Annotated in this window: 10 protein-coding genes, 1 tRNA gene and 1 pseudogene; 5 read left to right on the forward strand and 7 right to left on the reverse strand. The window is 38.5% G+C overall.

Annotated elements, in window-relative coordinates; genetic code table 11:
- Window positions 1-214, forward strand: a pseudogene (locus J582_RS0105285) (DUF4440 domain-containing protein); the annotation flags it as partial.
- A 77-nt stretch (window positions 215-291) separates the two neighbouring features.
- Here J582_RS0105285 and J582_RS23125 read toward each other — a convergent pair.
- Both J582_RS23125 and greB read right to left on the reverse strand, forming a co-directional pair.
- Window positions 292-381: transfer RNA gene (locus J582_RS23125), tRNA-Ser, on the reverse strand.
- A gap of 89 nt (window positions 382-470) precedes the next feature.
- Window positions 471-965, reverse strand: coding sequence for a transcription elongation factor GreB (gene greB / locus J582_RS23130; protein ID WP_002048569.1), 495 nt, complete (start codon window positions 963-965; stop codon window positions 471-473).
- Between the two features lie 372 nt (window positions 966-1,337).
- On the opposite strand from greB, the gene J582_RS23135 reads away from it, so the two are divergent.
- Window positions 1,338-2,450, forward strand: coding sequence for a transglycosylase SLT domain-containing protein (locus J582_RS23135; protein WP_004707379.1), 1,113 nt, complete (start codon window positions 1,338-1,340; stop codon window positions 2,448-2,450).
- 91 nt (window positions 2,451-2,541) lie between these two features.
- Here the strand turns inward: J582_RS23135 and J582_RS23140 are convergent, their stop codons facing one another.
- Window positions 2,542-2,925 carry an SCP2 sterol-binding domain-containing protein gene (locus J582_RS23140; RefSeq protein WP_001110719.1) on the reverse strand — a complete coding sequence of 128 codons (384 nt, stop codon included), beginning with the start codon at window positions 2,923-2,925 and terminating at the stop codon, window positions 2,542-2,544.
- Window positions 2,926-3,133: 208 nt separating this feature from the next.
- Entirely contained in the window at window positions 3,134-4,039 is a 906-nt protein-coding gene (ttcA, locus tag J582_RS23145; protein WP_002048552.1) for a tRNA 2-thiocytidine(32) synthetase TtcA, read from the reverse strand.
- A 504-nt stretch (window positions 4,040-4,543) separates the two neighbouring features.
- Here ttcA and J582_RS23150 point away from each other — a divergent pair.
- Together J582_RS23150 and htpX are read left to right on the forward strand one after the other, a co-directional pair.
- Window positions 4,544-5,410 carry a lytic transglycosylase domain-containing protein gene (locus J582_RS23150; RefSeq protein WP_031982940.1) on the forward strand — a complete coding sequence of 289 codons (867 nt, stop codon included), beginning with the start codon at window positions 4,544-4,546 and terminating at the stop codon, window positions 5,408-5,410.
- 257 nt (window positions 5,411-5,667) lie between these two features.
- The gene (gene htpX, locus J582_RS23155) at window positions 5,668-6,573 is read left to right on the forward strand and encodes a protease HtpX (RefSeq protein WP_002048489.1); all 906 of its coding nucleotides are present in this window, start codon (window positions 5,668-5,670) and stop codon (window positions 6,571-6,573) included.
- 39 nt (window positions 6,574-6,612) lie between these two features.
- Here the strand turns inward: htpX and J582_RS23160 are convergent, their stop codons facing one another.
- Window positions 6,613-7,191, reverse strand: a complete 579-nt coding sequence (locus J582_RS23160) for a DUF4112 domain-containing protein (protein ID WP_004707378.1) — start codon at window positions 7,189-7,191, stop codon at window positions 6,613-6,615.
- Between the two features lie 72 nt (window positions 7,192-7,263).
- The gene (locus J582_RS23165; RefSeq protein ID WP_031982941.1) at window positions 7,264-10,359 is read right to left on the reverse strand and encodes a multidrug efflux RND transporter permease subunit; all 3,096 of its coding nucleotides are present in this window, start codon (window positions 10,357-10,359) and stop codon (window positions 7,264-7,266) included.
- 264 nt (window positions 10,360-10,623) lie between these two features.
- On the opposite strand from J582_RS23165, the gene J582_RS23170 reads away from it, so the two are divergent.
- Complete coding sequence (locus J582_RS23170) at window positions 10,624-11,763, forward strand: glycerophosphodiester phosphodiesterase (protein ID WP_022575218.1); 1,140 nt, start codon at window positions 10,624-10,626, stop codon at window positions 11,761-11,763.
- A 44-nt stretch (window positions 11,764-11,807) separates the two neighbouring features.
- Here the strand turns inward: J582_RS23170 and J582_RS23175 are convergent, their stop codons facing one another.
- Window positions 11,808-12,737, reverse strand: a complete 930-nt coding sequence (locus J582_RS23175) for an MBL fold metallo-hydrolase (protein WP_032048680.1) — start codon at window positions 12,735-12,737, stop codon at window positions 11,808-11,810.
- Window positions 12,738-12,742: the final 5 nt, after the last annotated feature.

The following is a 12,742-nucleotide window of genomic DNA, read 5'->3' on the forward strand; positions in this document are numbered from 1 at the left end:
CATAGACGTCACCTCTTTAACTAATGATATCTGTATTTCACATTTTTGGAGTCGTCTAACCGCAGGCTTAGCTCATCCCCAGGGTCCCCATCAAATTGATACCCTCCTTCTCACCGTCCTTGTTAAGGAAAATAACTCTTGGTGTATTCAGGCGCTAGAAAATGTGACTTTAACGAACCCACGCACAGGAGAGATCATACTTAGAAATTTATGAAACAGAGCAATATAATTTTTTAAGTAATTTATAGACATAAAAAAAGCCCTTGTCATTAACAAGGGCTTTTAAGAATTTGGCGGAAGCGGTGAGATTCGAACTCACGGAGGACTCACACCCTCGTCGGTTTTCAAGACCGGTGCATTAAACCGCTCTGCCACGCTTCCAACGAGCGTTATAATATAAACAAAAATGCAAGTTGGCAAATCTTTTATTTAATTTTTAATTCAAACGCTCAAAATAAAAACAAATCTATTTAAATTTCATCATTTTTAGGCTTTTCATAACGAATTGCATTGATATACCAAAGCTTTTTACCTAAAGGAGTGTGCACTTCAACCTCATCATCGACTTGTTTACTCAAGAGTGCACGTGCCATTGGCGACTCAATCGAGATATGTTGAGGATGATGATCATAAATTTCATCAATCCCTACGATACGTAAAGTTTTTTGTTCACCTTCTTCATTTTCAATTTCGACCCAAGCGCCAAAGTAAACTTTGCCTTCTTGCTCGGGAGCATAATCGACAATTTTTAACTCTTCTAAACGTTTTCCTAAATAGCGTACCCGTCGATCAATTTTTCTAAGCAGCTGCTTATTGTACTGATAATCGGCATTTTCACTGCGGTCGCCAAGGCTTGCCGCCCAATTCACTTTCTTTGTGATTTCTGGTCGTTCTTCATGCCAAAGTTGTTTTAATTCAGCAACTAATTTGTCATGTCCTGACCGAGTGATTAAGTTAGATTTCATGATAAAAAACCACTGATGAACAACATACTGCTTACAAGATGTAGCATTTTATACCCTATTTACTCATATCAGAAGTGTATAAATTTTCTTCCTTAATAAATTCATGTTGTTATGTTGATATATCGAATATTTAATTGTTCAAAATTTGACAATCTTTTTTTTGAAGATTATGATGCGCGCATCTTAAATGTTGAGTATTTTTTAACCCAACCAAAAACTTTGTAGATTTTCTACATAGTTTATTTTTTTCATTTCATGTCATTTTGAATGACGTCATGACTGCCCACCCCTTATTGAATTTATCAACTTTTAAAAGTTATGGCAGCTTTTTGTCTGGCTTTTAGGGCATAAATTATCTGTAGCGGAGACAACATGCACAGTAATTCAAGTTCTGGGTCGAGGCTTGGCCTTAGCTCTTTATTTTCTTCTCTCCCATTGAAAGTTCTTGCACTCAGCACTATGTTTTTTCCCTTTCATAGTATTAATGCAGGAAAAACCCTACAGTACAATACTGTAGTTAACACCAACACATTAACCGTAGTTGCTGTAGAAAGCCCAACTACTGTTTTTAAAGAAGATCAATTTTTACATGGCTTCGGTTATGACTTGGCTCGTAACTATGCACAAAGCTTAAATGTAAAGTTGGACTTCAAAATCGTGGCAGATAACGCCACCGCACTCAAGTGGGTCCAGCAAGGTAAAGCAAATCTTGCCATGACGACCGCGAGCTTAAGCTCAATCGAGAACAAAGGTTTAATGTCTTTTTCTGCAAGTTGTGGTGACATCGTAAATTTGCAAAAAAATGGATTAAATCCCGATTTAAGCTGGGTGTTTAAACAAGCAGATGATCCTCTTACACAAACAGCCAGTGGTTTTGTTTGTCAAAGCAAGCAAAATGGTCTGACTCAACAACTGGCTTCATTTTACAACCGTAACGTTGTAAAACCTGAGTCTTGGTCGACGATTCAACGTGATATAAGTACACGTCTACCTATTTACAAAGCCAGCTTTAAACAAAGCGCGGCCAAGTATGATTTAGATTGGCATTTGCTTGCAGCAATGAGCTATCAAGAATCGTATCTTAAGCCAGAGTCTGTTTCACCAACAGGCGTACGCGGGTTAATGATGTTAACCAACAGTACAGCTCGGGCAATGGGTGTAAGTAACCGTAGCGATCCAGCGCAAAGCATTCAGGGCGGTGCGAAATATTATGATCTCATGCTAAGTGAGTATGGTGATATTCCCTACCCAGATCGTAACTGGTATGCCCTTGTGGCCTACAATATGGGTCCGGGAGCAGTCAACCAGATCCAGAAGCGCTTACAAACCCAAGGAAAAGACCCAAACCAATGGGTTAATCTCTATGACTATTTACAACGCAATCAAATGCGAAATGGTCGATACAAACAAGCGGTACAGTATGTGACTCGTATCCGTGCTTATCTTGAGCATATTAAAACGGCTCAAACACGAATCAATATCTAGTTTTATTGTTTTAAAAGTTGATAAATTCATTGTTTGTATCAATAAAAAGCTTACCTCTTGGGGTAAGCTTTTTATATGAATTCTTTTAGAATTAAGCTGTTTGTTCTAATACTTTCTTGAACAAATCTTTTTGTTCTTGGCTTGGTTTAGCTGTTTGTAAAGCCATTAACTGAGACATGTCGCCTTGAACTTTAATTTTACCAGTCATGAATGCTTGCATAGCTGCAGCCATATCAAACTCTAGGAATACTTTACGTAAAGTTTCAGCATCCATGTTTAAAGTTGTTTTGGCATTTGAAGACAAACCTTTTTGGATTTTACCCCCATCTAACGCTAATTCGGTATTTCCAGAAGCATCTGTAACTACTAAATTAATTGCCAAATTCGCAAGAGCTGGTGGCAAATTAAGATCACCTGCTTCAGCAGTTAATTTTTCGACAGTCGCAAACCAATCATCAGTTAAAAATGCAGGCATGATTCTTCCTCAAATTTATTTGTTCAATTTCTCTAGTTAGTTGCCTATCCAGACAACATCATATGAAGCACTTCTGCTTGTGCGTTGTTATAGCATGTAATTTTAAGGTTGGGCTATGACTTTTTGTACGGAACATTCATTTTTTAGTATTTTGATACATTAAAGGCACTTGTTTATAAAATGCCTTTAATTGACTTACTTAATTGTTTTATTCAGCAGCAAAACTTAAGTTCACGACATCTAAACGTTTTTTAAGTTCTTCAGGGTCTTTAAAGTCGATCTCGCGCTGAGAATCTAGCGCTTCGAAATCAAACAAATCACGGTCTGCTAACTGAGACGGAGACACGTTTTGTAACGCACCAAAAATACTGTGTAAACGTTTCGGATATTGTTTATCCCACTCACGTAACATTTCATTAAGCATGGCACGTTGTAAGTTCTCTTGTGAACCACAAAGGTTACACGGGATAATTGGGAACTTACGTAATTCGGCATATTTGATAATGTCTTTTTCTTCAACATAAGCTAAAGGACGAATCAAAATATTTTTCTTATCCGAAGACAAAAGCTTAGGTGGCATTGCTTTTAAGCTACCGCCATGGAATAAGTTCAAGAAGAAAGTTGCAATGATGTCATCACGATGATGGCCTAACGCAACTTTAGTGGCACCAATTTCTTGAGCAAAGCCATAAAGCGAACCACGGCGCAAACGTGAACACACTGCACAGTATGTTTTACCTTCAGGTGTTAAACGCTTGGTAATGGTATAAGTGTCTTTTTCCAAAATGTAATATGGAATGTTATTTTCTTCCATATAGCGTGGTAACACATCTTCTGGAAAGCCCGGCTGTTTTTGGTCAAGGTTAACCGCAACAATATCAAAGTTGATTGGTGCAATACGTTTGAACTGCAACAAAATGTCGAGCAAGGTATAACTGTCTTTACCACCAGACACACACACCATGACCTTGTCACCATCTTCAATCATGTTGAAGTCACGGATGGCATGTCCAACTTGACGGCGAAGCTTCTTAAGCAAACGATAATAGGCCGAGCTTGTTGGAAGTTCAGGCTTAAAATTAAATCCTTCGTTGGACTCAACTGGCGCGTACATAGACGAGATATACCCATAAATAAAAATACCGCGCAATTTTATATGATTCGGACGGGAATCGCATCAAAAGAATAGTTTCAATTCTTGAAGTCGTCATAATGCTCAGGCATGATGCAAAAGCAGTGCTCCATTTTGACCGACGAGTTCATTTTTTGCGCAAAATGCTTACTTTTTGGACTTTTCCACAGTTTTCCACAAAACCTGTGGATAAAATTGTGGATTTCTTAATACTTGACAAACTGTTTTCACCTTCTGTTAAGGGTTTTATTTAAATTGATCATTTTTTAACCAATGATTTTTGCCTTTAATTTTCAAATAGTTAGACAAGTCAATAGAATCATTTTAAAAATTTTTTTTAATTTTTTTTGATGATCATTCGAACAAAACAGCTTGATTTTTTAAAAGAGCAAAAATAAAAAAAATTACACAAAACTTCTTTCTGTAATATTTTTTGATAAACTCTTTGACTAGTTACGAATACCTTAAAATTGTGAATAACATAAAATGAAAAATTCGGTTCAATATCTTTTTTCGTGTTTACTGGGGATGACCACTTTTTCGGTAGGTATAACACCGACTTTAGCGGGTCAAATGTACATTTACCAAGACAAAAATGGCAGCACTTTACTTACTAACCGTAAAAGCTATGACCATTCACTCAAGAAAGTAAAGGTGACTTACTACCCCGATAGTAATATTCATAGTTATACAAACTGGGGCACTTCAGAAGCTTCTGTTCTACCAAGCTATAGCAAAAATAAAAATGCTTTTGACCATATTATTAAACAGGCAGCACAACAGCATGGTGTATCCGAAGGTCTAATTAAGGCAGTCATGCATACCGAATCTGGTTTTAATGTGAATGCTCACTCTCCTGTGGGTGCGCAAGGTTTAATGCAACTCATGCCAGCTACTGCTCGCCGTTTTAACGTATCTAATGCTTATGATCCTCAGCAAAATATCTTTGCTGGTGCTAAATATCTAAGTTGGTTGCTCAAACGATTTAACGGCAATACGCAAATGGCTCTTGCGGCTTATAATGCAGGTGAAGGGAACGTGGATAAATACGGCGGCATTCCGCCATTCCGTGAAACCCAAGATTATGTACGACGAGTCACAAGTCGATATCAAAACTTATATTCTTCTGGTGTAAGCCTTTCATCTTTTAGTAATTCAAATATTTCTACCCAGACTGTAAATCAGCCAGAGTTGACCCAAACCACCACAACTCAACAAGTATCGGCTAAACCTGTTAAATATTCTTCTGCACGCCAAATCGTGACATTGTCTGATGGCACCTATACCGATGCACCAACAGGGACTTATGTCACCAATAATGCAACGGCAATTGCCCATATCAGAATTGAGTAAAATTAAAAACCGCATACTTTGCAGCTCATGCTTTAATAAGGCCCATCGTCTAAAAATTGTAATGATCTATTACCCCGACCCTAGTATTTAGACGGGCCTTATAAATAACTTGTTTAATTTGAATACATTCGTATACCGGAAAGAATGTATCGATTCCTTATTTTTTCCTTGAATTTTTCCCCCAAGCGCCGCATATTAGCTGAGTGATTTATAATTTATAAATCAGATAATATTTTATTTATAAGAGGATTTTCTCAATGATGCGGATTGGTTTGTTTTTGCTTACCAACCTCGCGGTACTGGTTGTAGCTGGCATTATTTTGTCACTCTTCGGTGTCGGTAGTTACCATGGCGCGGGTGGCTTAAATCTAGGCAACCTTTTAGTCATCTGTTTTGTGTTTGGTATGGTGGGCTCTTTAGTCTCTCTATTTATGTCCAAATGGATGGCTAAGAAAACTACTGGTACAGAACTGATTGACCCAAATGCTCCTCGTAACCAAGCTGAAAGCTGGTTATTGCAAACAGTCGCTGAACTTTCTCAACGTGCTGGTATTAATATGCCAGAAGTTGGTATCTTCCCTTCATATCAGTCTAATGCTTTCGCAACAGGCTGGAATAAAAATGATGCGTTAGTTGCCGTTTCAAGCGGTCTACTTGAGCGTATGAACAAAGATGAGCTACGTGCCGTGCTTGCGCACGAGATTGGTCACGTTGCAAATGGTGACATGGTTACCTTGGCACTCATCCAAGGTGTTGTAAACGCCTTTGTTATGTTCTTTGCTCGTGTAGTAGGTGATTTTATCGACCGTAATGTTTTTGGTCGTCAAGACAATGAAGCACCTGGTATGGGGTACTTCCTCATTACGATGGTTTTAGATATCGTGTTCGGTATTCTAGCTTCTGCTATTGTAATGTGGTTCTCTCGTTACCGTGAATACCGTGCAGATGAAGCCGGTGCACGTTTAGCTGGTAAACAAGCAATGATTTCTGCTTTATTACGTTTGCAAGCTGAAACAGAGTTACCAGACCAAATGCCAAAAGAAATGAAAGCGTTCGCGATTGCGGAAGGTAAAGAACAAGGTTTCAGCTTAGCTGCTTTGTTCCAAACTCACCCAACGATTGAACAGCGTGTCGCAGCTCTACATCAGTTAGATTGCCCATAACACAGTAAATAAAAAAGCCTCCAGTTGGAGGCTTTTTTATTAGGCTGAATGATGGGCCAGTCCCCAAAGAAAACTAATCCCCCACCACATTGCTAAACCAATCAGAACAAGCACCAATACCCCTAATAAATCCGGTATATGTAGCCATAGCCAACTCACAACAGGATTACGCCAGAAGGCTGAGTGTTGCTGTTTCTTTTCAAGCTTTTCATGTAAATACGGATGAATAACATGTATATCACTTTGAATCGCATATTCTTCACGAATATGGGTATGAACCACATCTAATGCTTTTCTACTAGGACGTATAAAAATATCGAAAATAGTTCCTGCAACTGGTACACACCCCACCACAGCATCGACTACAGCCAATTTTATGACGGGAGTAAGCTTGTGCTGTGGCACACCAATTTGCTTGGCTTTATATATGGCGTAGCAAGTCAGGACAAAACCCGCAACATCGCCAGCAATTGGAATAGTACTTAAAGCAGCATCGGCACCAATACCCTGCTTTGTAAAAGGAATACGGACGGCGCTATCCATCATGGTTGCAAACTTGGCAAGGTCCCGTTCCAGTGCGATGACCTGCTGCTGTGTTAGTTTTTTTTCTTGAGGCATCTAAATCAAATATATGAAGAGAAGTTAAACTTAATATACTTGATTTAATGCCTGTTTTTAAATTGTTTGCTTTTAACTTGAAGCTTTCGATTTAAACAATGAACGCAATAACACATACATAACTGGAATAAAGAATAGAACCAGTACAGTACCAAACATTACGCCACCTAAAATACTAATACCAATTTCTTGGCGGCTCACCGCACCAGCGCCTTGTGCAAATACAAGTGGAATCACACCTGCACCAAAGGCTAAAGAAGTCATTAAAATCGGTCTTAAACGCAAGCTTGCGCCTTCTAAAGCGGCCTGAATAGCATTCTTTCCTTTCTCTTGGGCTAATGCAGCAAACTCAACAATTAAAATTGCGTTTTTACATGACAATCCAATCGTGGTTAGAAGTGCAATTTGGAAATACACGTCATTTGGTAAACCAAAGATATAAGAGAAAATGACACTTCCTCCTACACCTAGCGGAATAGAAGTCATCACGGCAGCAGGAATACTTAAGCTCTCATACAAAGCAGCTAAACATAAGAAAATAAAACCTGCCGAAATCAGATATAACCATACCGCCTGATTGGTCGACTTCTGTTCTTCAAAAGACAGACCAGTCCAAGCCAAACCAATATCTTTTTGCTGGTTGACGAGTTGTTCAACATCTTTCATAGCCTGACCAGAACTGCTACCACCGGCAACATCAGCCTGTAACTGTAAAGCACTATATCCCATATAGCGTTTTACAATTTCTGGTGCCCCACCCCAGCTAAAGTTAGCAAACGAACTAAAAGGCACCATTTCATTTTGATTATTACGCACAGACCAATTATATAAATCTTCAGGTTTAGATCTGAACTCGGCATCGCCTTGAATCATGACACGTTTAATACGTCCCCGATCAATAAAGTCGTTTACGTAAGTTCCGCCCCATGCACTCGACAAAGTGTTATTAATTGCAGAGAGTTCCAAACCATTTGCCAAAGCCTGTTTCTGGTCAATTTTGATATTCAGATTTGCTTTACTATTGGTAGACTGCTTATCAAAGTTTTCAAACGTTGAATAGTTTTTATTTTGAGCCTGTAACTGACGGAACATACCATCTAAGAAGTTTTGCCCTTGTCCATTTAAATCTTGAATCCAGAAATCCAAGCCATCAGTCTGCCCCAAACCATTTACCGAAGGAGGTAAGGTCACGTTAATTTGAGCATTACTAAAATTTCTGAAATATTTCATTGCACGCTTTTGTATAGCGTCAGCCGAGTCCTCTTTCGCCGTACGTACATCCCAAGGTTTTAAAGCAATAAAGCCTTGCGCTAAATTTTGTCCTGTCCCGGCATTATTTCGACCGTAACGAATTAAAACCAGATCAACATTTTTATCTTCTTTAGTGAGAAAGTATTGGCGCACTTGTTCACCAATTTTCTGACTTTCAGAAATTGGAGCACTGTCTACCAGCTTAATTTGCACACTTAAAATACCTTGGTCTTCTTTAGGAATAAAGCCGCTTTTTAAACCACTGTAGAAGAGCATAAAAACTGCAATCAGCGCCACAAAAATCACAATAACCGATTTACTGTAATGAATACTCGTCTGAACAAGCTTGATATATTTATTTTTAAGTTGATCAATTTTTTGGTTAAACCACACTGCCCAGCGCATAGGTTCAGGATTAGGTTTTAAAATTAATGCACACAATGCAGGCGTTAAAATGAGTGCAACCGTAAGCGATAATGCCATAGCAGCAACTAAAGTAATGGAAAACTGACGGTAAATCACGCCAATTGAACCACCTAAAAAAGACATTGGAATAAAAACAGCAGTTAAAACCAATGTAATGCCGACTAATGCACCGCTAATTTCACCCATTGACTCAATTGCTGCTTCTTTTGGAGTTAAGTGCTGTTCATGCATGAGCCGCTCAACGTTTTCAACTACCACAATCGCATCATCAACCAACAAGCCGATAGCAAGTACCAGAGCAAATAACGTTAATGTGTTAATACTAAAACCAAGCACATATAAGACTGCAAAAGTTCCCAAAATCACAACCGGAACGGTAATACTCGGAATGAGTGTTGCACGCCAGCTTTGCAAAAACAGGAACATCACCAAAATTACCAAAATAATGGCTTCTACAAGCGTCTTTACAACTTCCTTAATCGACTCTTGAACAAACGGCGTATTATCTCGTGGATAAACGATTTTATAGCCTGCTGGTAATTTAGCGGCGAGCTGATCTAAGGTTTGATGGATGAGCTTAGAAGTTTGAATAGCATTTGCGCCCGAGGACAAAGATATACTTACACCCGCAGCAGGATAACCATTAATCGTGTTGAAAGACTGATAGTTTTCTGCGCCAAGCTCAACTCTTGCAATATCTTTTAAATAAACATAACTCGCCGTTTTATCTGACTTTACGACAATATTTTTAAAATCATCAACAGTCTTTAGTCGAGAACCTGCCGTCACTTTTGTATTTAGATATTGACCATCAATGACTGGTAAATCACCGATTGCACCTGCAGCAACTTGGGTATTTTGAGCAGTGATTGCATTAGCCACATCACTTGGCATTAAATTATATTGCTTTAACTTGTCTGGATTTAACCAGATACGCATCGCATATTGCGAACCGAACACATCCGTTTCACCCACCCCTTCAATACGGTTTAAGTTATCAACGACATGTGTAGTTAAATAGTCCGACAGCTCAATATTTCCGGTTTTACCAGTCGAGTCGTATAAACCAATTACCATAAAGGTATCGCCTAGTGACTTACTGACTGTCACCCCTTGACGTTGTACTTCATCTGGTAAACGGCGTATGACACCACTAATACTATTTTGGACTTGGACCTGAGCAGTATCGGGGTTGGTTCCATTATCGAAACTAATGGTAATTCGGCTACGTCCTGATGAATCACTTGATGAGCTAAAATAGAGTAAGTGATCAATCCCTTGTATTTGTTGTTCTAAAATTTGGGTAACACTTTGCTCAACCGTTTGTGCATCTGCTCCGCTATAACTTGCCGACACTGTAATTTTCGGGGGTGCAATATCGGGATACCGTTCTACGGGCAAGTGCATCACCGAAAAAATACCAAAAGCCATGACAATGATCGCCAGTACATTGGCAAAAATGGGGCGCTGAATAAAAAATTTAGATAGCATGGCTGCTCGGTATGATGTCGTTAATTAACAGGAGTAAATGCCGCTTTGAGACCTTGTGATCATCAACGAGCGGTGTAAAAAAGACAAGTGGAATTAAAACAATAAATGTAATTAAGACAAAAACAAAGCGTGATTCACTATTTCCAACAAAGCAATAAAGAACCAGTTAAATAGTGTCACTTAAAATTCATGAATTCTTCATGATCACGTCAAACTAAATCCTAATACTTGAGTCGTTTCAACTAAAACAATATGAGTAGAATTATGTTTAGAAAAGCACTTTTATGCTTAAGTTTAATTGGCTTGGTCGGTTGCAATGACGATGATAAAACCGAAACAACCCCAACTACACCAGAATATCAACTTCCTAAAATTTTAGTGATTGGACACCGCGGCGCTAGCGCTTTACGTCCTGAACATACTTTGGCTTCATATCAAAAAGCGATTGATGATGGTGCTGACTTTATTGAACCTGATCTGGTTTCAACAAAAGACGGTGTATTGGTTACTCGTCATGAAAACGAAATTGGTGGTACTACCAATATCAGTACTCTTGCCCAATTTGCAGACCGTAAAACCACAAAAAATATTGATGGTGTCAATTTAACGGGTTGGTTTACGGAAGACCTCACTTTAAATGAATTACAACAAGTTAAAGCACGTGAACGTATTCCTGAGTTCCGACCAGCAAATACGGCTTATAACGATCTGTATTCAATTCCAACACTTGAACAAGTCATTGAACTTGCCGAAGCAAATTATAAAAAAACCGGAAAGATTATTGGCTTATATATTGAAACCAAACATCCAACTTATTTTAAAAACAAAAATTTGGCCATGGAAGACACACTTCTTAAAACTCTTGCCAAATATCAATATACACGTGATATTGCCCCTATCTATTTGCAATCGTTCGAAGTCAGCAATTTAAAGTATTTAAAAGATCAACTTGATCTACATAAAACACTTAAACATGCACAAATCATTCAGTTATATGATGCAAAAACCTCTCGACCAGCAGACTTTGTTGAATCTGGTGTTTCTAAAACATATGGTGATTTAGCTACAGCGCAAAGCTTAAAAGATGTTGCTAAATATGCAAATGGTGTAGGCCCAAGCAAAAACTATATTCTCAATTTCAATAATGATGGTTCAGTACAAACTACTTCATTTATTAGCGATGCACATGCCGCTGGCTTAAAAGTACACCCATATACTTTCCGTCCAGAAAATAACTTTTTACCACAGCCTTTAAAATGTAGCGACAAACCTGCCGAGCGTTGCCCGACAGGTGCTCTAAAAGAGTTTGAAGCATATTTCAAAGCAGGTGTAGATGGCGTCTTTACAGATGACCCAGCACTCGGCCGTGAAGCAGTCAATAATTTTGAGAAAGCAACTAAATAGTTAAAGACTTAATAAAAAACAGGGCATTCAATGCCCTGTTTTTTTTACTTATCAAGACTGTTATTAAAATATAGAGGAATCCATTGGTATTGCTCTGCATTTACTTTATACACATGGCCAATTCCTGGGAATGGCAAATGTGGAGCAGCTACCCATTGCTGTTTATTTGAGATTTCAGCAAACATTTTCAAACGAGTGTTAATTGCCTGCTCAGAATTTACATCAAAATCTACACCGGTTTTTGGAGCATCAAACTGCAAAGAATGTGAGTGAACAATGTCTCCTACAAAGACAATTTGTTGACCTTTACTCTTTAATCGGAAGCTATGGTGACCCGGTGTATGCCCTTGTGTATTGATTACTTCAAAACCTTGAATGACATCGCCATCTTTAAAAGTCTTGAAAGCTTTTTTCGCTTGATACGGTGCAAGCGCAGCTTTTATATTTTTAACCGTTCCTAAATAGTTTTCTTTTTTATCTGCAGGTACAGTTTTTTCAGAAGCTGGATTTAACCAATAGTCAGCTTCACGTTCATGTGCATAAATAGTTGCATTAGGAAATACAGCTTTTCCATTTTGAGCAATACCACAAACATGGTCTGGATGTAGATGGGTTAATAAAACCGTTTTCACGTTAGCAAGTTGATAGCCTGCCAATTCAAGATTTTTAGCAATTGAACCCAACTGTGGGCCAAAACAACTTGAAGCACCACTATCAACAAGAGTTAAACTTTTACCGTCATCTACCAAGAATGCATTTACCGAAGTTTGAACCCCTTTCTCATTAACAGCGGCGTATTTTGTTAAAATTTTAGTCTTCTCAGCCTGACTCAAATTTTTAAATAACTTAGGGTCTAAATAGATGGTACCGTCAAGTAATGAGGTGATGCGGTAATTACCAAATTGATGCTTATAATATCCCGGTACTTGTTGAGCTGAGGCAGGCTCTGCATAGCTTACATGTAACCCACCCATGACAA

Origin of the sequence: Acinetobacter sp. 1566109, from assembly GCF_000582255.1 — a bacterium.
Lineage (GTDB): Bacteria > Pseudomonadota > Gammaproteobacteria > Pseudomonadales > Moraxellaceae > Acinetobacter > Acinetobacter nosocomialis.